Here is a 21,271-nt window from a genome sequence, read left to right on the forward strand (position 1 = left end):
ATTGGAAATGAAAAAAACCCTCTCCCGGCGCCGGGAGAGGGTTTTCACTCAAGGCTCAGCCTTCGATGCAGTCTTCGACGGTGTAGCGGCCGGGCTTGTGGGCCTGGACCAGCACCGCCATGTTGCCGGGCTTGTGCAGGTTCTTCAGCATCTGCATGTGGGCATGCGGGATGTCGTTCCAGGCATAGACCTCGGACATGCAGGGGTCGATGCGGCGCTCGATGACCAGCTGGTTGGCCTGGGAGGCCTGCAGCAGGTTGGCGAAGTGGCTGCCCTGGATACGCTTCTGGCGCATCCACACGAAGCGGGCGTCGAAGGTCAGGTTGTAGCCGGTGGTGCCGGCGCAGAACACCACCATGCCGCCGCGCTTGACCACGTTGCACGACACCGGGAAGGTGGACTCGCCGGGATGCTCGAACACGAAGTCGACGTCGTTGCCCTTGCCGGTGATGTCCCAGATGGCCTTGCCGAACTCGCGGGTCTTCTTCATGTAGTCGCCGAAGACCTTGGGATCGCCGTCCACGTCGGGCAGCTGGCCCCAGCAATCGAAGTCCTTGCGGTTGATCACGCCCTTGGCGCCCAGGCCCAGGACGAACTCACGCTTGTCTTCCTCGGACACCACGCCGATGGCGTTGCCGCCCGAGACGGCGATCAGCTGGATGGCCATGGAGCCCAGGCCGCCAGCGGCGCCCCACACCAGGACGTTGTGGCCGGGACGCAGCACATGCGGGCGATGGCCGAACAGCATGCGGTAGGCGGTCGCCAGCGTCAGGGTGTAGCAGGCGCTTTCTTCCCAGGTCAGGTGCTTGGGGCGCTGCATGACCTGCTGCGCCTGCACGCGGCAGAACTGGGCGAAGGAGCCGTCGGGGGTCTCGTAGCCCCAGATGCGCTGGGTGGCGGAGTTCATCGGGTCGCCGCCGTTGCACTCCTCGTCGTCGCCGTCGGTCTGGTTGCAGTGAACCACCACCTCGTCGCCGACCTTCCAGCGCTTCACCTTGGAGCCCACCTTGTAGATGATGCCCGAGGCGTCGGAACCGGCGATGTGGTAATCGGCCTTGTGATAGTCGAAGGGCGAGATGGGCTTGCCCAGGCAGGCCCAGACGCCGTTGTAGTTGACGCCGGCGGCCATCACCATGATCAGCACTTCATGCGGATCGATGTCGGGGGTGTCGACCACCTCCACCTGCATGGCGGAGTCGGGGTTGCCGTGACGCTCGCGCCGGATGGCCCAGGCGTACATCTGCTTCGGCACGTGTCCGATCGGCGGAATCTCACCCAGTTCGTAGAGATCCTTGACCACCTGCTCGCTCATCCTAGAACTCCTTGACCCTCTGGACGACACTTCTCCGACGCGGCCGGCCTCGGCGCTCGGTACACCGCCTTTTAGCGTTTTGTCGCTTTCTTCGCAATGCACAAAATGATAGTTTGTTTCGCGAAGTCGGGGAAATGGGAAATTTTAGGTCGCCTGCGACCCCTAAGCCCTGACAAAGTTGCATTTTTTTGAATGGATTCAGTCTGGAGCGCCCGATGACCGACAAGACCGCCCGCGAAGCCGCCGCCCCATCGCGTGAGAAGCCCTGGCTGTTCCGCACCTATTCAGGCCATTCCTCAGCGGCCGAATCCAACAAGCTGTACCGGACCAACCTGACCAAGGGTCAGACCGGCCTGTCCATCGCCTTCGACCTGCCGACCCAGACCGGCTATGACAGCGACCACGTCCTGGCCAAGGGCGAAGTGGGCAAAGTGGGCGTTCCCGTCTGTCACCTGGGCGACATGATGACGCTTTTCGAGGGCATTCCGCTCGAAAAGATGAATACCTCCATGACCATCAACGCCCCGGCGGCCTGGCTGCTGTCGCTGTACATCGCCGCGGCCGAGCGCCAGGGAGCCAACCGTTCGGTGCTGAACGGCACCACCCAGAACGACGTCATCAAGGAATACCTGTCGCGCGGCACCTATATCTTCGCGCCGCAGCCCTCGCTGAAGCTGACCGGCGACGTGATCGCCTTCACCTATCGCGAGGTTCCCAAGTGGAACCCCATGAATGTCTGCTCCTATCACCTGCAGGAAGCCGGTGCGACGCCGGAGCAGGAATTGGCCTACGCCCTGGCCACCGCCGTGGCCGTGCTCGACACCGTGCGCCCCACGGTGCCCGCCGCCGATTTCGAGCAGGTGGTCAGCCGCATCAGCTTCTTCGTCAATGCCGGCATCCGCTTCGTGACCGAGCTGTGCAAGATGCGCGCCTTCACCGAGCTGTGGGACGAGATCTGTGTCGGCCGCTATGGCGTCAAGGACGAGAAGGCCCGGCGCTTCCGCTACGGCGTCCAGGTCAATTCCCTGGGGCTGACCGAGCAGCAGCCGGAGAACAACGTCTACCGCATCGTCATGGAGATGCTGGCGGTGGTGCTGTCCAAGAACGCCCGCGCCCGCGCCGTGCAGCTTCCCGCCTGGAACGAGGCCCTGGGGCTTCCCCGTCCGTGGGACCAGCAATGGTCGCTGCGCCTGCAGCAGATCATGGCCTACGAGACCGACCTGCTTGAGTTCGGCGACATCTTCGACGGCTCGCACGAGATCACCCGCAAGGTGGAGGCCCTCAAGGAGGGCGCCCGCGAGGAACTGGCGCGCATCGACGCCATGGGCGGCGCCGTCTCGGCGGTGGAATCCAGCTATATGAAGCAGAAGCTGGTGGAATCCAATGCGCGCCGCATCGGCGCCATCGAGACCGGCGAGCAGATCGTGGTCGGCGTCAACAAGTGGACCGAGACCGAGCCCAGCCCGCTGACCACCGGCGAAGGCTCCATCATGACCGTCGATCCCAAGGCCGAGGCCGAGCAGATCGAGCGCCTCAAGGCCTTCCGCGCGGCCCGCGACGCCAAGGCGGTGGACAAGGCCCTGGCCGAACTGCGCTCGGCGGCGAACGAAGGCCGCAATGTGATGGAGCCCTCCATCGCCGCCGCCCATGCCGGCGTCACCACCGGCGAATGGGCCCAGTGCCTGCGCGACGTGTTCGGCGAATACCGCGCTCCCACCGGCGTGGCCCGCGCCGCCGCCGAGGTTAAGGGCGAGAAGATGGGCGCCGTGCGCGCCAAGGTCGAGGCGGTTTCGGCCAAGCTGGGCCGCCGGGTCAAGATCCTGGTGGGCAAGCCCGGCCTGGACGGCCATTCCAACGGCGCCGAGCAGATCGCCGTGCGGGCCCGCGATGCCGGCATGGAGGTGGTCTACGAGGGGATTCGCCTGACCCCGGCCCAGATCGTCAACGCCGCCCTGGAAGAAGGCGTCCACGTGGTGGGCCTGTCCATCCTGTCGGGCAGCCACGTGCCGCTGGTCACCGAGGTGCTGGAGCGCATGAAGGCCGCCGGTCTATCGGACATTCCCGTGGTGGCGGGCGGCATCATTCCGCCCGAGGACGAGAAGGTGCTGCTGGCCGCCGGCTGTGCCCGCATCTACACGCCCAAGGATTACGACATCACCGCCATCATGGGCGACATCGTCGCCCTGCTGGATGCTTCGCCCAAGGCGGCGTGAGGGACGAAGGGCAAGGTGCGAAGGGACTCGTCCCTTCGCGCATCCCATAAATAAAAGGCGAGGGGGCCATCCGGGGAAAAATGGCCGGCCCCCTCGCCAAAAGCCGTCTTCCCTGACGAGGAGGAGACTGCTCTTCCGGCAATCTATACCGATTCCAACTTTGCCGCCAAGGGGCGGAGGGTTGCGTTTGCGTGAAGGCCGCCCTTACAGAATCGCCAGCACGCTTTCCGGTGGGCGGCCCAGCGCCGCCTTGGTCGCCGTGACCACGATGGGGCGCTCGATGACCATGGGATTGGCGACCATGGCCGCGATCAGGGCGGAATCGTCCAGGCTGGACGGGTCGACGCCGGCCTCGGCGGCTTCCTTCTTGCGCAGGATCTCGGCCGGGCGCTTGCCCAGCAGTCCCAGGATGCGGGCCAACTCGGCGGCCGAGGGCGGTTCCTTCAGATAGTCCACGATGGTCGGGCTGATGCCCTTATCCTCGATCAGCTTCAGCGTATCGCGCGACTTGCCGCAGCGCGGGTTGTGATAGATGGTGACCTGACCGGACATGCCTCGATCCTCGGAGCGGTTAAAGACGATGAGTGCTGTTGCCCATAATGGCGTCTTGCGGCGCCTGTTCGCCACCGTGTTGTTGCTGGTCTCCCTGGGCGGCGGCGCCCTGGCCCAGACGGCCGCCCCACCGGCGCCTCCCCCGGCGTTGCCCGCCGCCGTCCCGGAACTGCCCGGCCAGATCAACGCCATCGGCGACAAGGCCGCCGACGTGATGGTGCAGAAGATGGTCGACCATTCGGGGCGCGACCAGTGGGGACACACGGCGGTCATCGTCGTCCTGACCCTGGCGGTGGCGTTCGGCGCCGACCGGCTGTCGCGGGGCGCCTGGCACCGTTTCGCCGGGCGGCGGCTGTCCGACGAGCAGCGCCTGCGCATCCGCCAGCGCCTGGGCTGGCTGCGCCGCATCCTGCTGGGCGGCCTGGGCACGGCGGTCGGCCTGATGGTGGTCCAGTCGCTGGGCGTCTACAATGTGCTGGCAGTGGTGGGATCGGAATGGGGGCGGCGCATCCTCTCCGGCCTGATCAATATCGTCCTGGTGCTGGCCCTGGCCGTGGTGTTCTGGGAGGTCCTGCGGGCCGCCATCGAACGCTATCTGTCCGCCACCGATTCCGACGGCAACCAGCTGCAGCGCTCGGGCCGGGTGCGGACCCTGCTGCCCCTGGTGCGCAACGCCGCCTTCATCATGCTGGTGATCTCGGTGGGACTGATCGTCCTGTCGGAAATCGGCGTCAACATCGCTCCGCTGCTGGCCGGCGCCGGTGTGCTGGGCATCGCCATCGGCTTCGGGTCGCAAAAGCTGGTCCAGGACATCATCACCGGCGCCTTCGTGCTGTTCGAGGACACCATGGCGGTGGGTGACGCGGTCAAGGTGGGCGAGCATGTGGGGACGGTGGAGGCCATCTCCATCCGCGCCATCAAGATCCGCGACGGCAACGGCGCCTTGCACACCGTGCCGTTCGGCGCCGTCTCCACCGTGGTCAATTCCAGCCGCGGCTTCAATTATGCCGCCATGGACATTCCGGTGGCCTATGAGGTGGAGACCGACAAGGCGGCGGCGGTGATCACCGATCTGGGAGCCGAGATGCGGGCCGAGGCCGGTTGGGGCGCCATGATGATCGATCCCGTCGAGGTGCAGGGCGTCGAACGCTTCGATGCCGCCTCGGTGGTGCTGCGGGTGCGGATCAAGACCACGCCGGGCGACCGGGTCACCCTGATCCGCGAGTTCAACCGCCGCCTGAAGCAGCGCTTCGACGCGGCGGGCATCGCCATGAGCTCGCCCCAGGCCCAGAAGGTCGTGTCACACTGACGGCGGCGCCTCGGCTTCGACCACCGCGCGGGCGATCTCCCAGGAGAAGCCGGCGCGGCCCAGGGTGGCCAGGTCCTTGGCCCGGAACTCGGCCCGCTTGTCGGCGGGGCGAAAGGGGCCGAGGCGGCGCCGCCGCGCCAGGGTGAAGGCGGCGGCCAGTTCGGAATCGGGCTCCTGCTCCGCCAGGGCGGCGGCGGCGGTGTCGGCCTCGATGCCCTTGGCGGCCAGGGTGGCGGAAATCAGCCGGGCGCTGGCGCCCTTGCGCCGCAAGCCCCGCACCTTGATCTCGGCATAGGCGGAATCGTCCAGATAGCCGAGACCGGCCAGTTTGGCGATCGCCGCCTCGACCAGGGGGATGGCGTCCTCGCGCTCGCCGCCCCAATGGGCCAGGGAACGGTCAACCTTGCGCATGAGCACCCGGCGCAGATTGGCCCTGGACGAGGAATAGCGTTCGAGATAATGCAGCGCTGCATTCTCGAGGTAAGATGGCGTGATCCTGGACGGGGGGCGCCCAAGGGTCTTGGGGGTGGGGGCAGTCATGGAAGCGAGTGTAGCATGAGAGACGACGTCGACATCCTTCCGCCCGTTCCCCGGTCCTATGGAGCGGTCAACTGGCTGGGCACCTGGACCCTTCTGATGAAGGAGGTGCGGCGCTTTCTCAAGGTCTATTTCCAGACCATCGTCGCCCCGGTGGTCACCACCTTGCTGTTCCTCTCGGTGTTCGCCCTGGCGCTGGGACCGGTGGCGGCCCAGGTCAAGGGCGTGCCTTTCGTCCAGTTCCTGGCGCCCGGCCTAATCATGATGGCCATCGTCCAGAACGCCTTCGCCAATACCTCGTCCTCCATCATCATCGCCAAGGTCCAGGGCAATATCGTCGACATGCTGATGCCGCCGCTGACCGGGGCCGAGCAGACGGCGGCGGTGGCCCTGGGCGGCGTGGCCCGCGGCGTGGCGGTGGGCATCGCCGTCGGCTGTTCCATGGCGCTGTTCGTGCCCATGCCGGTGCACAATCCGGCGCTGATCGCCTATCACGCCGTGATGGGGTCGCTGATGCTGTCGCTGCTGGGCATGATGGGCGGCATCTGGGCCGACAAGTTCGACCACATGGCGGCGGTGACCAATTTCATCGTGACGCCGCTGTCCTTCCTGTCGGGGACTTTCTACTCCATCGAGCGCCTGCCCCAGACCTTCCACGCCATCGCCCTGGTCAATCCGTTCTTCTACATGATCGACGGCTTCCGGGCGGGCTTCATCGGCGTCAGCGACGGCTCGGTGGCGGTGGGGGTGGCGGCCATGGCGGTCGCCGATCTGGTTCTGCTGCTGATCACCTGGCGCATGCTCGATACCGGGTACAAGCTGAAAAGCTAGAACTCTTCCCCGTCCATGGGGACCAGGCTGACCAGCTTGATGTCCGCATTGGCCGCAAGGATGAGGGTGGATTGATGGAACCGGCGGGCCGGATTTAGGAAACTGCGCTCGCCGCCCTCGCGGTCCAGAACGGCCTGCTCGTGCCAAAGTGTCCGGAACGCCTGCGACTGGGCGGCCAGGCTTTCCACAAGCGCCTGCAGCGCGGGATCGCGCAGGCGGCGGCTGAAATCGGCGCGGAACTCGGCCACCACCCGGTGGGCGCGCTGATCCCAATCGGCGATCAGGCGTGGGGCCGCGGGCGAGAGGAAGATGAAGCGCAGCAGGTTCCGGTCGTGGTCGCCGTCAAGCCAGCCGGTGAAAAGCCGGGATGCGGCGGAATTCCAGGCCCGCGCCGTCCAGGTCCGGTCGAGCAGATAGGCGGGGACGTTCATGTGCCCGGGCAGCGCCAACACCGCCGGCGGTATGCCGTCGTCGCTGGCCACCGGCGACACGGGATCGCGGCGGCCCGCCAGTTCAAACAGATAGCCCCGCTCGGCGGGAGCCAGATGCAGCGCTTCCGCCAATCGCGCCAGGGCATGGGGCGATGCCGAGACGTCGCGTCCCTGCTCGAGCCAGGTGATCCAGGTCAGGCTGACGCCACAGGCCTCGGCAAGCTCCTCCCGTCGCCAGCCGGGCGTGCGCCGGCGGCCGAGGGCCAGGGGTGGCGGCGGCAGCCGCTCGCGGTGGCTTCTGAGGAAAGCGCCCAGGGCGCGGCGGGGGTCAACGGGAAGCATGGTGGCGAATATACTAGGATAAACCGCCATATTGTACCAGTGTATTAGCCGATCCAAGCTGTCCGTCCCGATGATCCGAGGAGGTGGACATGCAAAGACGATCCCACGATGCCGTTGTCAGCGACCAATTCAGCCCCCAGTCTCAGGCCTATCTCGCCAGTGCGGTTCACGCCCGGGGCGAGGATCTGGACCAACTGGCCGGCATCATCGGTGACCGCCCGGAGGCACTGGCTCTGGACCTGGGCTGTGGCGGCGGCCACGTCTCCTTTCTCCTGGCTCCTCGGGTGCGTAAGGTTGTCGCCTATGACCTGTCCGAGGCCATGGTGGAGACGGCCCGCGCCGAGGCCGCCCGCCGGGGGCTCGGCAATCTGGATGTCCGCCGGGGCTCGGCCGAGACTCTTCCCTGCCCCGATGCCGCCTTCGATCTGGTGGTCACCCGCCATAGCGCCCATCACTGGCACGACGTCGCCACCGGCCTGCGGGAAGCCCGGCGCGTGCTGAAGCCGGGAGGGTTGGCGGTGATCATGGATGTGGTGACGCCGGGATCGGCGCTGTTGGATACCTGGTTGCAATCCCTGGAACTGCTGCGCGATCCCTCCCATGTGCGCAACTATTCCGTCGAGGAGTGGCGAAAGATGCTGGCCGTGGCGGGGTTCGGCCCGGTGACCACCTCCCGGTTCCGGCTGCGTCTGGAGTTTTCGTCATGGATTCGGCGGATGAACACGCCGGAGGTTCATGTCCAGGCGATCCGCTCCCTGCAGGGTCGTGCGGGGGCCGAAATTGTCCGGCATTTCGAGATGGAGGCCGACGGCAGCTTTACCCTCGACACCATGCTGATGGCAGCCGAGGGGTGAGAAAACGCGAGTCGTGATGGGCTGAAATGGCGAATTCACGCCCTTCCGGTTGACATTTAAGGTTTTCCGACCGATATTCTGCCGCTTTCCATGAGCGCATCGGCGGTTTCGCTCGCTTTCGCGAGGCCGCCGGGCATTCTCGGGAGAGCGCTTGTGTTTCCAGTGGTGATGCCGACCTATGCGCGTGCCGACCTCGCTTTCGAGCGGGGCGAAGGCGCTTATCTGTTCACGGCTGATGGCCGGCGCTATCTCGACTTCGCCGCCGGCGTGGCGGTCAATGCCCTGGGCCACTGCCATCCCCGTCTGGTCAAGGCGCTGACCGCGCAAGCCGCCAAGGTCTGGCACACCTCCAATCTGTACCGGGTGGCGGGCCAGGAGAGTGTGGCCGCCAAGCTGGTCGAGCGCAGCTTCGCCGACACGGTGTTCTTCTGCAATTCCGGCGCCGAGGCGTTGGAATGCAGCATCAAGATGGCCCGGCGCCATCACTTCGCCGCCGGCAATCCCCAGCGCTATCGCATCATCTGCGCCGAGGGCGCCTTTCACGGTCGCACCCTGGCCACCGTGGCGGCGGGCGGGCAGAAGAAGCATCTGGAGGGCTTCGCTCCGGCTGTGGATGGTTTCGACCATGTGCCCTACGGCAATCTCAACGCCTTGCGCGCCTCCATCACCGAGGAGACCGCCGCCATCCTGGTGGAGCCGGTCCAGGGCGAGGGCGGCATCGTTCCCGGCGACCCCGATTACCTGCGGCGCCTGCGCGCCACCGCCGATGAGTTCGGCCTGCTGCTGATCTTCGACGAGGTGCAGACCGGCATGGGCCGTACCGGCACCCTGTTTGCTCACGAGCAGGCGGGCATCGCCCCCGACATCATGGGCGTGGCCAAGGGTCTGGGCGGCGGCTTCCCGGTGGGCGCCTGCCTGGCCACCACCAAGGCCGCCTCGGGCATGGTGCCCGGCACTCACGGCTCGACCTTCGGCGGCAATCCGCTGGCCATGGCGGTGGCCGGGGAAGTGCTGGACATCATGGCCGAGCCCGGCTTCCTGGAGCATGTCCAGGCCATGGCCGCCCTGTTGCGGTCAAAGGTCGAGGATACCGCCGCCCGCTTCCCCGGCGTGGTCGAGGAGGTGCGCGGCCTCGGCCTGATGCTGGGCATCAAGCCCCGCATGCCCAATACCGAGATGGTGGCCCGTCTGGCCGAGGGTGGCCTGCTGACCGTGGGCGCCGGCGACAATATCGTGCGGCTGCTGCCGCCCCTGATCATCAATGACGCCCAAGTGGACGAAGCGGTGGGCATCCTGGCCCGCGCCTTCGACGAGGTGAAATGAACTCTGTCAATGCATCCGGCGCCCCGCGCCACTTTCTCGACCTGGATGGATTTGATACGGCGACGCTGCGCCATATCCTCGATCTCGGCCTGGCCTACAAGCAGGGCAAGGGGCCCAAGGCCCCCCTGGCCGGCAAGATGCTGGCCATGATCTTCGAGAAGCCCTCGACGCGGACCCGCGTGTCCTTCGAGGTGGGCATGAAGCAGCTGGGCGGCGACGTCATCATGCTGGCGGCGGGCGATACCCAGCTCGGCCGCGGCGAGACCATCGCCGATACCGCCCGGGTGCTGTCGCGCTTCGTCGACGCGGTGATGATCCGCACCAATCTGCCGGAAAAGCTCACCGAGCTGGCCAAGTATGCCGACGTGCCGGTGATCAACGGCCTGACCGATCAGTCCCATCCCTGCCAGGTGATGGCCGACGTCATGACCTTCGAGGAGCATCGCGGCTCGCTCAAGGGCAAGGTGGTGGCCTGGGTCGGCGACGGCAACAACGTGGCCGCCAGCTGGATTCACGCCGCCGGCCATTTCGGCTGCGAGATCCGCTTGGCCTGCCCCGACAGCCTGATGCCGTCGCGCGCCGCGGTGGACTGGGCGCGGGCCAAGGGCGCCAGCGTGGTGCTGACCACCCATCCCGCCGAGGCGGTGGCCGGCGCCCATCTGGTGCTGACCGATACCTGGGTGTCCATGGGCTGCCAGGATTCCAACCGCCACGAGTTGCTGGAGCCCTATCAGGTCAACGAAGCCCTGATGGCCAAGGCGGCTCCCGACGCCCTGTTCATGCATTGCCTGCCCGCCCATCGCGGCGAGGAGGTGACCGACCCCGTCATGGACGGAATCCAGTCGGTGGTGTGGGACGAGGCGGAAAACCGCATGCATGTGCAGAAGGGAATCCTGACCTGGTGCCTGGCTTGACCGATTCCGTCCTGCCCTTCTCGGTGATGGGGGGCGCCGTGCGTGGCCGCCTGGCCCGGCTTGGGACCGCGCTGGACACGGTTCTCGATGATCAGCACGGCTATCCTGAGCCGGTGGCGGCCCTGCTGGCCGACACCATGGCGCTGGCCGCCGTGCTGGCCACCTCCATGAAGTTCGACGGCATCTTCACCTTGCAGGCCCAGGGCGACGGCCCGGTCTCGCTGCTGGTGGCCGATGTGACCAGCGGCGGCGATTTGCGCGCCCACGCCCGCTTCGACGCCGCCCGCCTGGGTCAGGTGCCGCCGGGCGGACGAGCTTCGGTTCCCGCCATGCTGGGCAAGGGCTACCTCGCCTTCACCGTGGACCAGGGGCCGGACACCGACCGCTACCAGGGTATTGTCGAACTGGCGGGCGCCACCCTGGAAGATTGCGCCCGCGCCTATTTCAAGCAATCGGAACAGCTGGACACCGCCATCGAGGCCATGGTGCGCCCGCCGTCGGGCGGACAGGGTTGGGCGGCGACGGCGCTGATGATCCAGCGCATGCCGGCCGGGACCGGCAGTGCCCCCATCCTGGTGGCCGACGAGGCCGAGGAAACTTGGCGTCGGGCCGAGATTCTGCTGGCCAGCGTCAAGGGCGAGGAGATGGTCGATCCCGCTCTGTCGTCCGAGCAGTTGCTGTATCGCCTGTACCATGCCGAGCAGCTTCAGGTGTTCGAGGCCAAGGAGATGCGCGCCCGCTGCCGCTGCTCCCGCGATCGGGTGGAGGCGACCTTGCGCTCCCTGCCCCCCGGCGAGGTGGCCCAGGTGGCCGACGAGCAGGGTCAGATCGTGGTGACCTGCGAGTTCTGCCGCACCGACCATGTCTTCCGGCTGACCGAGCTGCAGTCGTCTTGACGGCTCGGGATGTCACGCCGATATTGAGCCCACCTGTTTGCAAGCCAAGAGGATTCCCCCGATGATCGCTCGGCATTTCCGCCTCGTGGTGGCCGTTGTCGCCGCACTCACGGCCAGCGCCTGCCAGAACGCCAAGCCGCCCATGCAGAAGCTGCCCGAAATCAGCTTCGCCAACCTGCGGCCCTTCCAGCTGGACGTGGGGCAGTTGGAGATCGTCTCGGAGTTCGTGGCCACCGGCCGCGCCCCCCATATCGAGCACCTGATGCCCGTATCGCCCGAGGGCGCCGCCCAGCGTTGGGCCCAGGATCGCCTAAAGCCGGTGGGCCGTACCGGCACCGCTCGCGTGGTCATCAAGGACGCCAAGGTGGTCGAGGTGCCCCTGGCCATCGACAAGGGCATTTCCGGCGCCTTCAAGAAGGAGCAGGAACTGCGCTACGAGGCCGCCCTCAGCGTGGCGATCCAGATTCTCGACCAGCGCGGCATGATCCAGGGCGAGACCATGGCCCAGGCGTCGCGGTCGCGCACCGTGGCCGAGGGCATCACCCTGAACGAACGCGATCGCGTGCTCTACGACATCAGCGAAAGCCTGGTGAAAGACATCGACCAGCAGATGGCCCAACTGATTCAGGGCTATCTCGGCCGTTGGGTGAGGTAGAGTCCATAACGAATTGGATCGAATCAGATTCCGGGCTTGACGGGGGGCGTTCGCCACCTTAAAAACGCGGCTTCCTCCGATCGAAGGATCGGGCCAATTTTCCACGGATAGCCCCGGCGACTGGCCGAACCGGCGATCCGGCGAACGACTTGAAGCGAGGATTTTACCATGGCACGTCGCTGCGCCATCACCGGCAAGGGCGTTTTGACCGGCAACAACGTCAGCCACGCCAACAACAAGACTCGGCGTCGGTTCCTGCCCAACCTCCAGGAAGCCTCGCTGCTGTCCGACGCCCTGGGTCATGCGGTGCGCCTGCGCATCTCGACCAATGGTCTGAAGACCATCGAGCACAATGGCGGCATCGACTCCTACCTGCTGTCCATCGCCAGCACCAAGCTGAGCGCCGAGGCCCGTCGCCTGAAGAAGCGCATCGAGCGCGCTCTGGCGTCCAAGCAGGACGCCGTCGCGGCCTAAAGCCTCGCGTCGAAGTTTCCTGAAAGGGTCCGTGGGCAACCGCGGGCCCTTTTGGTGTTTCCGGCGCGCTTCATATTCGTTGATCGAATAAAAAGGGGGCTGGGGCATCGCCCCAGGCGGGTGTAGGCGGCAGCCCGCCGATGAGCGATACGAAAAAGCCCCTCCCGGTGTTCCGGAAGGGGCTTTGCGCCGTCCGAAGGGACGGAAGACTACTTGGTGGTGCCGATGCCGGCCGGGGCGCGGGTGGTGGAGTAGACGCCGCGCTGGTCGGGGATGGGCTTGAACTTGTCCGAGATGCCCAGCACCGTCTCGGCGCCACCGAGATAGAGGAAGCCGTCATCGGGCATCACCCGGCTCATGTTGTCGAGCACGCGGGTCTTGGTGGGCTGGTCGAAATAGATCAGCACGTTGCGGCAGAACACCACGTCGAACTGGCCCAGGGGCTTCAGGTCGTGCAGCAGGTTGTACTCGCGGTACTGGACCATGCCGCGGATGGCCGGGTCGATCTGCCACATCTCGGCGGTCTTCTTGAAGTACTTGACCAGCAGTTGGATGGGCAGGCCGCGTTGCACCTCGAACTGGGAGTAAAGGCCGGCCTTGGCCTTTTCCAGCATCTCGGTGGAGATGTCGGTGCCGACGATCTCGATCTTCCAGCCGGCCAGCTTGGCGCCTTCTTCCTTCAGCACCATGGCCAGGGTATAGGCTTCCTGGCCCGAGCTCGACGCCGCCGACCAGATGCGGAACGACTTCTTGGCGGCGCGGGTCGCCAGCAGATGGGGCAGAACCACATTCTTGAACTGGTCGAACGGCTTGATGTCACGGAAGAAGAACGACTCGTTGGTCGTCATCGCCTCGGTGACTTCGCGCAGCAGATCCTCGCCAGCGGTCCGCAGACCGGAAACCAGATCCTCCAGGCCCTTGAGGCCACGCTTGCGCGCCACGGGGGTGAGCCGGCTTTCCAGCAGATAGGCCTTGTCGCGCGTAATGACCAGACCGGACCGGTCCTTGAGCAACTTGGCGACGAAATCGAAATCTTCGGGCCGCATGGGTTTAGCGCCTCGCCGCCAGTTTCATGATCCAAGGAGCGATTTCCGGCAGCGGCAGGACGGCCGAGCAGATGCCCGCCGTCGCCGCTGCCCCCGGCATGCCCCACACAACCGAGGAGGCCTCATCCTGGGCGATAACCGTACCGCCGGAGGCGACCACCGCCTGACCACCCTTCATGCCATCGGCGCCCATACCGGTCAGGATACAGGCCAGCACGCGCTTGCCATAGGCGGCGGCAATGGACCGCAGCATGGGATCGACGGCCGGACGGCAGAAGTTTTCAGGAGGATTCTTGTTCAATCGCAGCACCTTGTCCGTACCCTTGGTTTCCACCACCATGTGGAAGTCGCCCGGCGCGATATAGACGCGGCCGCCGCGGATGGCCTCGCCGTCCTGGGCCTCGCGGGCTTCCCAGCCCGAAACGCGGCCGATGTGCTCGGCCAGGATGGTGGTGAAGGTGGCGGGCATGTGCTGGGTGATGACGATGGGCTGGCGGACGGTGCCGGCCTTCATGGTCCCCAACACGGTGAACAGGGCCTGAGGACCGCCCGTGGACGAGCCGATGGCGATGATGTCCGGTGGCTCCGGCGTGTTGCTGCGCAACTGGAGCGGGCCGGGCGGATGAATGGGGACCGGCGTGCGCGGTGACGTCGATGCGATCACCGGCCGGGTTGCCGGCGGGCCGCCGGGGCGGGCCGGACGGGCACCGGCGCGGCGGGCCTGACCCAGGGCACGGATCTTGGTCACCAGTTCCGACTTGAAGTCCACGCCGCCCGCCAGATCGCGGGTGGAGGTGGGCTTGGGGATGTAGTCGGCGGCTCCCATCTGCATGGCGCGCAACGAGACGTCGGCCCCCTTGAGCGTCAGGGTCGACTGCATGATGACCTTGAGGCCGGGGTCGATCTGCAGCAGCTTGGGCAAAGCCGTCAGACCATCCATGACCGGCATCTCGATGTCGAGGATGACCACGTCGATCTCGTTGCGCTCCAGGGAGGCGAGCGCCATCTGGCCATTGCCGACCGAGGCGACCACCTGGATACCGGCCTCGCCTTCCAGGATGCGGGTGACGAGACCGCGGACCACTGCGGAATCGTCGACCAGCATGACCCGGATGGAGTCGGTTGCCGGAGAAGGGGAATCGATGGCCATGCGTTTAAATCACCGAAACAGGGGCTACAGCAATCCGACCTGCGAGAACTTCGCCTGAAGGATTTCGCTGTCGAAGGGCTTCATGATGTATTCGTTGGCGCCCGCCGTAATGGCTTCCTGAATATGCTCGATATCGTTTTCGGTGGTGCAGAACACCACGATGGGATGCTCGCCGCCGGGAAGCTGCCGCAAGGCGCGCAGGAAATCGATGCCGTTCATCACCGGCATGTTCCAGTCGAGCAGCACGGCATCCGGCATGGACCGCTTGCAGGCCTCAAGCGCCGCGGAGCCATCCTCGGCCTCCTCGGTCTTGAAACTCAACTCGTGCAGGATCTTCTTGGCCACCATGCGGATGACCTTGGAATCGTCAACGATCAGACAGGACTTCATGCCCAAGCTTGCCTCCGATGGAAGGGCGGTCTTGTTCCCCGGACCGGGACTGCCACCCCTTCGTGGTCCCTTACCCCATGCCTATACTATTCGTTCCGCGTGAAATCCAGCAGCTTGCCCACATCGAGCACCACCAGCAGCTTATCATCGAGACGATAGATGCCTATGGAAAAGTCTCGCCAATGGGGGTCAAGAGTGGGCGGATTACGCTCGAATTTGGCGGCCGGCAGCGAGAGAACCTCGCCCACCTGGTCGACCATCAAGGAGTAAAGCTCGCCGCCCATGTCGACGACGACGCTCATGCCCTTCTTGTCCTCGGCCCGCTTCTTGAGGCCGAGGCGCAGGCGCACGTCGATGGCGGTGACGATGCGGCCGCGCAGGTTCAGCGAGCCGGCGACCTCGCGCGGGGCCAGGGGAATGCGGGTGATCTTCTGCGGACCCAGCACATCCTGCACCGTCAGCACCGGAATGCCGAACAGCTGGCCTTCGATGAACATGGTCACGAAGTCCTGGGTCTCGGGAGCGGCCAGCTCCGTTCCAGGGCGCTTACCAGCGGGAACTAACTGATTCACTTCGTGGCCCCCCTATTCAAGGGTTGGAGCATTGCGACGCGGCGGGTGCGAAGGGTGGTCATGCGGCACCTTTGGAGGCTGCGATGGTAGAGGCCAGGGTCTGCAACAGCGCATCACGGTCGAACTTGGCGATGTAGTCGTTGAAACCGACCTGACGGCCGCGCTCGAAGTCCTTTTCCGTGGCGTGTGACGACAGGGCCACCATGGGGATTGTGCCCCAGCGGCCGTCGGCGCGCACCGCCGCGGCGAACTCGAATCCGCTCATGCCCGGCATCTCGATGTCGCTGATGATGGCGTCGAACTCGTCGCCGCGCTCGCGCAGTTGCAGGGCCTTGTCGGCACCATCCACCGAGATGACCTCGTAGCCGGCCACCGACAGCAGGGGCGTCAGCAGATTGCGGAAGAACGGCGAGTCGTCCACCAGCAGGACGCGCGGCGCATGGAAGTCGGCATTGCCGAATTCCTTGTCGTTGCGGCCGAACCAGTCGCCGAACGCCTGCGGCAGGTAATAGCCGGCATCGATGATGGTGGTGGCCTTGCCGGCGATGACCGCGGTGCCGATGACACCGGGATTGTCGGCCGACAGCTCCACCTTGAGACGGTCCTCGACGATGTCGACGATCTCGTCGACCACCAGGCCCATGGTGTGGTCCTTGTCGGAGAACACCAGCACCGGCTGGCGGCCTTCGTCGCGGAAATTCATGATGCCGTCGATGGCGATCAGCGGCATCAGATGGCCACGGTACTGGACCATGGGCTTGCCATGGCTGTGCTCGATCTCGCCGACCTCGATCTCTTCGAGACGGGCGACCAGCGCCAAGGGCACCGCCTTGAGGTCGTCGCCGCCGGCACGGAACACCAGCAGCGAGGTCTTGAGGTCGGCGTGGCTCTCGCGCACCGTCTGGGCCTCGGCGTCGCGGGTGCCGCCGGCCATCATGCCCGATTCGCCGGTGGCGCCGGCGATGCCGTTGGGATCGAGGATCATGATCACCGAACCGTCGCCCAGGATGGTGTTGCCCGAGAACATGGAGATGTGGCGCAGGATCGGCGCCACCGGCTTGACCACGATTTCCTCGGTGTCGAACACCCGGTCGACGATGATGCCGAAGGTGTAGGTGCCCACCTGGGTGACGACGATGAAGGTTTCCTGCTGTTCCTCGTCGTTCTCGGCCAGCTTGAGCAGGCGCTTGAGCGAGACCAGCGGCAGGAGACGGTCACGCAGGCGCAGCACCGGCGCGTTGTTGATCATCTCGATGCCGTGCTCGGAATTGGCGGTGACTCGCACCAGTTCCAGAACGCTGATCTGCGGAATGGCAAAGCGCTCGACCGCGCATTCGACGATCAGGGCCGAGACGATGGCCAGCGTCAGCGGGATCTTGATGATGAAGGAGGAGCCCTTGCCGGGCTGGCTCTTCAGCTCGACGGTGCCGCCGATCTTCTCGATGTTGGTGCGCACCACGTCCATGCCGACGCCGCGGCCCGAGACGCTGGTGACCTTCTCGGCGGTGGAGAAGCCGGCCTTGAAGATAAACTGGTAGATCTGCTGCGGCGTCAGCGCTTCCAGCTCGGACTCGGTGGCGAGACCGTTCTGGATGGCTTTCTGCTTGATGCGGTCCAGGTTGAGGCCGCGGCCGTCGTCGGAAATCTCGATGATGATGTGGCCGCCCTCGTGGAAGGCGTTCAGCACGATCTTGCCGATTTCCGGCTTGCCCACGCGCTTGCGCTCTTCGGTGCCTTCCAGGCCGTGATCGGCCGAGTTGCGCACCATGTGGGTCAGCGGGTCCTTGATCAGCTCCAGAACCTGACGGTCCAGTTCGGTTTCGGCGCCGAGCATCTGGAGGTCGATCTTCTTGTTCATTTCGACCGCGAGGTCGCGGACGATGCGCGGCAGCTTGGCCCAGGCGTTGCCGATGGGCTGCATGCGGGTCTTCATCACACCTTCCTGAAGGTCGGTGGTGATGTGGGACAGGCGTTGCAGCGGGGTTGCGAATTCGCTGTCGTCCTTGCCGCGGACCATCTGGAGCAACTGGTTGCGAGTCAGCACCAGTTCGGACACCAGGGTCATCAGGTTTTCCAGCAATTCCACGTTGACGCGGATGGTCTGGGCGGCGACGGCGGATTCCTTGGCCTCGCCGGCGGGAACCGGCGGAGCGGCCGCGGCGGCGGGAGGCGATGGCTGCGGCGTGGTGGCGGGGACGCTGGCCTTGACCGGCTCGGGTTCGGGCTCGGGCTCAGGCTCGGGAGCGGCGGCCACGGGCTCCGGCGCGGGAGCGGCGGCCACGGGCTCGAAAACCGGCATGGGCGGCGAGGGCGGCGGCGGCGCGGACGGGGCGCCGATGGCGCGGCCCTCGGCCATGGCATTCAGGCGTTCGATCAGGTCCTCGTCGCTGCCCTCGGGCTCGCACTCGTTCTGCTCCAGGTGGCCCAGGATCAGCTTGATGCGGTCGATGGACTGAAGGATCAGGGTCACGGCATCGGGCGTGACTTCCAGTTCGCCGTCGCGGAACTTGCCGAGCACATTCTCGCCCGCATGGGCCACATGCTCAAGGCGCGGCAGCCCAAGAAAGCCGCAGGTGCCCTTGATGGTGTGAACCAGACGGAAGATGTTGCCCAGAATCTGCGGGTCGTTGGGGTTTTGCTCCAGATTCACCAGGGCAATGTCAAGAACGGAAAGACTTTCCGATGTCTCAGTCAGAAATTCACTGAGGAGATCGTCCATGATCGACTCCAGTACGGTCCTGTTTCAGCACGCGCAGGCAGCACTAAAACTACCTCTCCCCCTATCCGAACCGGACAGGCCATGTCGACTAATAGCACGGCGAGAGGGTCTTTAGAAGAACCCTGACCAGGGTAAATCCGCTTGCGTAACGATTTTTTCCACAATGTCCGTCAGGCCATGATCGAAATCTCCCCCGCCCCGGGTGTGAGGCGGATTTTCAAGCCATTACGGTGGGCAAGGTGCAAGGCGAACCCCGCCTGGGCTCCCCGCGGACCCGAGGGTGGGGCGCCATCGAGCAGCACCAGTCGGGCCTCGGCGGTCAGGCCCATCCCCTCGCCGCTGGCGGTGACCCGCAGTCCGGCCTCGCCGTCGCTGCCGCTGCCGGCACACCGGGCAAGAATCTTGCCCCCGCGTGGCAAGGCGTCGCGGGCGATGAGCACCAGATTGAGCCGCAGACGCCCCGTCTCACCGTCGATTTCCGGCCGCTCGCTGGACCAGTCGAGGGTAATGCCGCCGGTGACCGCGCCACTGAGATAGGCGCGCATCAGGTCGCCCAGGGACTTCTGGGTATGGGGCATGTCGTTGGCGGGTCCCAGGGTGGCGCGCAGGAATTTCAGGCGTGCCGTCGCCGCACCCATGCTGGCCGAAACCAGCTCCAGCGTCTCCGGGTCGTTGCCGTCCTCCAGTAATTCCAGCCCGGCCGCCGCCGCCCCCAGCGGGCTGGCCAGATCGTGGCACAGGCGGGCGCAGAGAAGTTCCGAGAATTTCGTGTCGAGGGCCGAGCTCATGGGTAGGAGTATCCGGGATTTCACCTATGATACATAATCATACCATGGGTACAGTCAATAGGTCATAGACAAAGGGTCGCCACGGCTTCCAGGTGGGCGGACCACGGAAACTGGTCGATTGGCACGACGCGCTTGATGCGCCAGCCGCCATCGCACAGGGTGCGAAGGTCGCGGGCCAGGGTCGCGGGGTTGCACGACACCATGGCGATGGTGGTCGGCCCACCCGGACTAGGGCGGGCCAGTTCGGCGGCCTGGGCGGCGGCTCCGGCCCGGGGCGGGTCGAGGACGATGGCCCGGAAGCCCTTCAGCTCGTGGGCCGCCAGGGGGCGCCGGGCCAGATCGCGGACCTCGGCGGTAAGCGGCAAGCTCGCCGCCCGGGCGGCGGCTTCCAGGGCCGCCACCGGCCCCTGTTCGCCCTCCACCGCCCGCACGGGGCCGCGCAGAGCCAGCGGCAGGCTGAAGCTGCCGCAGCCGGAATAGAGATCGGCCACCGGCACATCCTTAGGCGTGGCCGACAGAATGGCTTCGGCGATGGCCAGTTCGCCGCCGCGGGTCGGCTGGAGGAAGCCGCCGGGGGCCGGTTCGACGGCAATTCCGCCGAAATGCACCAGGGCCGCCCGGCGTCGGGCGATGGGCTCCACGAGGCCAGTGCCGGGGCGTCGCCAGTGCAGGCGGGCGAGGTCGAGGCTGGCGGCGGCCTCCGCCAAGGTCTCGCGCTCGAACAGGTCGAGGCGAGCCGGAGCCTCCACCAGAACGTCCAGCCCACCCTCGGTCAGGGTGAGGGTGAGATCGCCGCCGCCTTCGATGGCGATGCCACCCAGCAGCTTGCGCAGGCCGGGAAGGGCGTCGCCCAGGGCGGGGTCCAGCAGCGGGCAGCGTTCGATGTCGACGACGGTGTGGCTGGCTCGGCCGTTGAATCCCAGAACGATGGCGCCCTTGGCCCGGGTGAAGGCGAAGGTGGCCCGACGCCGCGAGGCGGGCGGAATCCGCACCAACGGCTCGACGATGGCTTCGGCCAGGCCTTGCCGCGCCAGCTGGGTGACCAGCAGGTCGCGCTTCCATTCGGCGTAAAGGGCATCGTCCAGATGCTGCAGCGAGCAGCCGCCGCAGCGGCCGTAATGGGCGCAGGGCGGCGTGGCCCGTCCGGGGCCGGGCTCCAGCACCTCGATCAGGGCGGCGGTCAGGCCGTCGCCCCGCTTGCCTTCGACGCGGGCCAGAACCCGGTCGCCAGCCACGGTGAAGGGAACGAAGACCGTTTCGCCGTCCAGGCGGGCGATCCCGTCGCCGCGTGCTCCCACCTGGTCCACGGTCAGTTCGACGGTGCGGGATGGAGCCGGGTTGCGAGCGGGGCGCGGCGGCGCGCGGCGGGGCTTTCTCATGGTGTCTGGCGGCCCAGATCGGCCAGGAAGCGGCCGAAGATGTCGGCGACGCCCTTCTCCATGGCCAGCGCCGCATCCTCGACCCGGGCCGAGGACACGGGCACGCGGGCGGTATAGGTCTCCAGCAGCACCAGCCGCCCGTCGCGGGCCCGGACCACGGCCAGTTCCAGGTCGACCACCGCTTCGGCGCGGTCGGCGATCTGTTCGAAGCGCCGCACCTTGCCGCGCAGCACCCAGTCGGCCAGGACGCGAAGCTCGGGCGTCACCACCTTGTCGGCGATTCCGGCGGCGGCGAGGTAATGGGCGAGGCGATCCTGCAGCAACAGGCCGGGCGGCTCGCTCCAGAAATCATACTTGTAATGGGCCAGGGCGCCGCCCTCGGTCCGCGAGAAGGCCAAAGCCCGCTCGGCCGCCACCCCGTCCGAGGCCAGGCGGTTGATCTCCAGCACGCCGGGCAGGACCGGCCTGGGCAGCCGCTGGGCGGGTGCCGCCACTTCGATGCGGTAGAACGAATCGGGCGGCGCCGCTGGCCCGGCGCAGGCGGCGAGAGCGAGAAGCGATGCCGCGGCGAGTACCTTGCGCAT

General features: G+C 66.3%; 21 protein-coding genes. 9 read left to right on the top strand and 12 right to left on the bottom strand.

What is annotated here, in order from left to right:
* Window positions 1-55: 55 nt before the first annotated feature.
* A complete protein-coding gene (gene ccrA, locus AMB_RS01565; protein WP_011382756.1) occupies window positions 56-1,312 on the bottom strand; it encodes a crotonyl-CoA carboxylase/reductase in 1,257 nt (418 codons plus the stop codon).
* A 215-nt stretch (window positions 1,313-1,527) separates the two neighbouring features.
* On the opposite strand from ccrA, the gene AMB_RS01570 reads away from it, so the two are divergent.
* Window positions 1,528-3,525 carry a protein meaA gene (locus AMB_RS01570; protein ID WP_011382757.1) on the top strand — a complete coding sequence of 666 codons (1,998 nt, stop codon included), beginning with the start codon at window positions 1,528-1,530 and terminating at the stop codon, window positions 3,523-3,525.
* Window positions 3,526-3,729: 204 nt separating this feature from the next.
* Here AMB_RS01570 and arsC read toward each other — a convergent pair whose 3' ends face one another.
* Window positions 3,730-4,077 (bottom strand): arsenate reductase (glutaredoxin), encoded by a 348-nt coding sequence (arsC, locus tag AMB_RS01575; protein ID WP_043743145.1) that lies wholly within the window; start codon window positions 4,075-4,077, stop codon window positions 3,730-3,732.
* 28 nt (window positions 4,078-4,105) lie between these two features.
* Here arsC and AMB_RS01580 point away from each other — a divergent pair, with 28 nt between their 5' ends.
* Window positions 4,106-5,386, top strand: a complete 1,281-nt coding sequence (locus AMB_RS01580; protein WP_011382758.1) for a mechanosensitive ion channel domain-containing protein — start codon at window positions 4,106-4,108, stop codon at window positions 5,384-5,386.
* On the opposite strand, the gene AMB_RS01585 is transcribed toward AMB_RS01580, so the two are convergent.
* Window positions 5,378-5,926, bottom strand: a complete 549-nt coding sequence (locus AMB_RS01585) for a regulatory protein RecX (RefSeq protein ID WP_043743147.1) — start codon at window positions 5,924-5,926, stop codon at window positions 5,378-5,380. The two genes, AMB_RS01580 and AMB_RS01585, sit on opposite strands and share 9 nt — an antisense overlap.
* A 15-nt stretch (window positions 5,927-5,941) precedes the next feature.
* Between AMB_RS01585 and AMB_RS01590 the strand changes: the two genes are divergently transcribed.
* Complete coding sequence (locus tag AMB_RS01590; protein WP_043743149.1) at window positions 5,942-6,754, top strand: ABC transporter permease; 813 nt, start codon at window positions 5,942-5,944, stop codon at window positions 6,752-6,754.
* On the opposite strand, the gene AMB_RS01595 is transcribed toward AMB_RS01590, so the two are convergent.
* On the bottom strand, window positions 6,751-7,527 hold the full coding sequence (locus AMB_RS01595; RefSeq protein WP_197531970.1) for a helix-turn-helix transcriptional regulator: 777 nt from the start codon (window positions 7,525-7,527) through the stop codon (window positions 6,751-6,753). The genes AMB_RS01590 and AMB_RS01595 overlap by 4 nt on opposite strands.
* An 89-nt stretch (window positions 7,528-7,616) precedes the next feature.
* Here AMB_RS01595 and AMB_RS01600 point away from each other — a divergent pair, with 89 nt between their 5' ends.
* The 6 genes from AMB_RS01600 to rpmB all read left to right on the top strand — a co-directional run bounded on the left by AMB_RS01600 (window position 7,617) and on the right by rpmB (window position 12,643).
* Entirely contained in the window at window positions 7,617-8,381 is a 765-nt protein-coding gene (locus tag AMB_RS01600) for a class I SAM-dependent methyltransferase (protein ID WP_043743152.1), read from the top strand.
* A 153-nt stretch (window positions 8,382-8,534) separates the two neighbouring features.
* Entirely contained in the window at window positions 8,535-9,704 is a 1,170-nt protein-coding gene (locus AMB_RS01605) for an aspartate aminotransferase family protein (RefSeq protein ID WP_011382763.1), read from the top strand.
* Window positions 9,701-10,618, top strand: a complete 918-nt coding sequence (gene argF, locus AMB_RS01610) for an ornithine carbamoyltransferase (protein ID WP_011382764.1) — start codon at window positions 9,701-9,703, stop codon at window positions 10,616-10,618. Before AMB_RS01605 ends, argF begins: the two co-directional genes overlap by 4 nt.
* Window positions 10,606-11,514 carry an Hsp33 family molecular chaperone HslO gene (locus AMB_RS01615; protein ID WP_011382765.1) on the top strand — a complete coding sequence of 303 codons (909 nt, stop codon included), beginning with the start codon at window positions 10,606-10,608 and terminating at the stop codon, window positions 11,512-11,514. Before argF ends, AMB_RS01615 begins: the two co-directional genes overlap by 13 nt.
* A 61-nt stretch (window positions 11,515-11,575) precedes the next feature.
* Window positions 11,576-12,169 (top strand): hypothetical protein, encoded by a 594-nt coding sequence (locus AMB_RS01620; protein WP_011382766.1) that lies wholly within the window; start codon window positions 11,576-11,578, stop codon window positions 12,167-12,169.
* A gap of 168 nt (window positions 12,170-12,337) precedes the next feature.
* Entirely contained in the window at window positions 12,338-12,643 is a 306-nt protein-coding gene (gene rpmB, locus AMB_RS01625) for a 50S ribosomal protein L28 (protein ID WP_043743157.1), read from the top strand.
* A gap of 209 nt (window positions 12,644-12,852) precedes the next feature.
* Here rpmB and AMB_RS01630 read toward each other — a convergent pair whose 3' ends face one another.
* The 8 genes from AMB_RS01630 to AMB_RS01665 form a co-directional block, all read right to left on the bottom strand.
* Complete coding sequence (locus tag AMB_RS01630; protein WP_011382769.1) at window positions 12,853-13,689, bottom strand: CheR family methyltransferase; 837 nt, start codon at window positions 13,687-13,689, stop codon at window positions 12,853-12,855.
* 4 nt (window positions 13,690-13,693) lie between these two features.
* A complete protein-coding gene (locus tag AMB_RS01635; protein WP_011382770.1) occupies window positions 13,694-14,839 on the bottom strand; it encodes a protein-glutamate methylesterase/protein-glutamine glutaminase in 1,146 nt (381 codons plus the stop codon).
* A 24-nt stretch (window positions 14,840-14,863) separates the two neighbouring features.
* Complete coding sequence (locus tag AMB_RS01640) at window positions 14,864-15,229, bottom strand: response regulator (protein WP_043743159.1); 366 nt, start codon at window positions 15,227-15,229, stop codon at window positions 14,864-14,866.
* An 86-nt stretch (window positions 15,230-15,315) separates the two neighbouring features.
* On the bottom strand, window positions 15,316-15,801 hold the full coding sequence (locus AMB_RS01645) for a chemotaxis protein CheW (protein WP_011382772.1): 486 nt from the start codon (window positions 15,799-15,801) through the stop codon (window positions 15,316-15,318).
* Between the two features lie 58 nt (window positions 15,802-15,859).
* Window positions 15,860-18,520, bottom strand: a complete 2,661-nt coding sequence (locus tag AMB_RS01650; RefSeq protein ID WP_011382773.1) for a hybrid sensor histidine kinase/response regulator — start codon at window positions 18,518-18,520, stop codon at window positions 15,860-15,862.
* A gap of 170 nt (window positions 18,521-18,690) precedes the next feature.
* Window positions 18,691-19,308 carry a histidine phosphotransferase family protein gene (locus AMB_RS01655; protein ID WP_011382774.1) on the bottom strand — a complete coding sequence of 206 codons (618 nt, stop codon included), beginning with the start codon at window positions 19,306-19,308 and terminating at the stop codon, window positions 18,691-18,693.
* Window positions 19,309-19,370: 62 nt separating this feature from the next.
* Window positions 19,371-20,687: a class I SAM-dependent RNA methyltransferase gene (locus AMB_RS01660; RefSeq protein WP_011382775.1), complete on the bottom strand. Its 1,317-nt coding sequence runs from the start codon at window positions 20,685-20,687 to the stop codon at window positions 19,371-19,373.
* On the bottom strand, window positions 20,684-21,271 hold the full coding sequence (locus AMB_RS01665) for an ABC-type transport auxiliary lipoprotein family protein (RefSeq protein WP_231848944.1): 588 nt from the start codon (window positions 21,269-21,271) through the stop codon (window positions 20,684-20,686). The genes AMB_RS01660 and AMB_RS01665 overlap by 4 nt, the downstream gene beginning before the upstream one ends.

Source organism: Paramagnetospirillum magneticum AMB-1, from assembly GCF_000009985.1.
Lineage (GTDB): Bacteria > Pseudomonadota > Alphaproteobacteria > Rhodospirillales > Magnetospirillaceae > Phaeospirillum > Phaeospirillum magneticum.

Coding starts and splice junctions, on each gene's coding strand:
- rpmB (WP_043743157.1), top strand. CDS start 12,338: ATGGCACGTCGCTGCGCCATCACCGGCAAGGGCGTTTTGACCGGCAAC.
- AMB_RS01650 (WP_011382773.1), bottom strand. CDS start 18,520: ATGGACGATCTCCTCAGTGAATTTCTGACTGAGACATCGGAAAGTCTT.
- AMB_RS01635 (WP_011382770.1), bottom strand. CDS start 14,839: ATGGCCATCGATTCCCCTTCTCCGGCAACCGACTCCATCCGGGTCATG.
- argF (WP_011382764.1), top strand. CDS start 9,701: ATGAACTCTGTCAATGCATCCGGCGCCCCGCGCCACTTTCTCGACCTG.
- AMB_RS01655 (WP_011382774.1), bottom strand. CDS start 19,308: ATGAGCTCGGCCCTCGACACGAAATTCTCGGAACTTCTCTGCGCCCGC.
- AMB_RS01640 (WP_043743159.1), bottom strand. CDS start 15,229: ATGAAGTCCTGTCTGATCGTTGACGATTCCAAGGTCATCCGCATGGTG.
- AMB_RS01660 (WP_011382775.1), bottom strand. CDS start 20,687: ATGAGAAAGCCCCGCCGCGCGCCGCCGCGCCCCGCTCGCAACCCGGCT.
- AMB_RS01590 (WP_043743149.1), top strand. CDS start 5,942: ATGAGAGACGACGTCGACATCCTTCCGCCCGTTCCCCGGTCCTATGGA.
- arsC (WP_043743145.1), bottom strand. CDS start 4,077: ATGTCCGGTCAGGTCACCATCTATCACAACCCGCGCTGCGGCAAGTCG.
- AMB_RS01665 (WP_231848944.1), bottom strand. CDS start 21,271: ATGCGCAAGGTACTCGCCGCGGCATCGCTTCTCGCTCTCGCCGCCTGC.
- AMB_RS01595 (WP_197531970.1), bottom strand. CDS start 7,527: ATGCTTCCCGTTGACCCCCGCCGCGCCCTGGGCGCTTTCCTCAGAAGC.
- AMB_RS01620 (WP_011382766.1), top strand. CDS start 11,576: ATGATCGCTCGGCATTTCCGCCTCGTGGTGGCCGTTGTCGCCGCACTC.
- AMB_RS01630 (WP_011382769.1), bottom strand. CDS start 13,689: ATGCGGCCCGAAGATTTCGATTTCGTCGCCAAGTTGCTCAAGGACCGG.
- ccrA (WP_011382756.1), bottom strand. CDS start 1,312: ATGAGCGAGCAGGTGGTCAAGGATCTCTACGAACTGGGTGAGATTCCG.
- AMB_RS01600 (WP_043743152.1), top strand. CDS start 7,617: ATGCAAAGACGATCCCACGATGCCGTTGTCAGCGACCAATTCAGCCCC.
- AMB_RS01570 (WP_011382757.1), top strand. CDS start 1,528: ATGACCGACAAGACCGCCCGCGAAGCCGCCGCCCCATCGCGTGAGAAG.
- AMB_RS01585 (WP_043743147.1), bottom strand. CDS start 5,926: ATGACTGCCCCCACCCCCAAGACCCTTGGGCGCCCCCCGTCCAGGATC.
- AMB_RS01580 (WP_011382758.1), top strand. CDS start 4,106: ATGAGTGCTGTTGCCCATAATGGCGTCTTGCGGCGCCTGTTCGCCACC.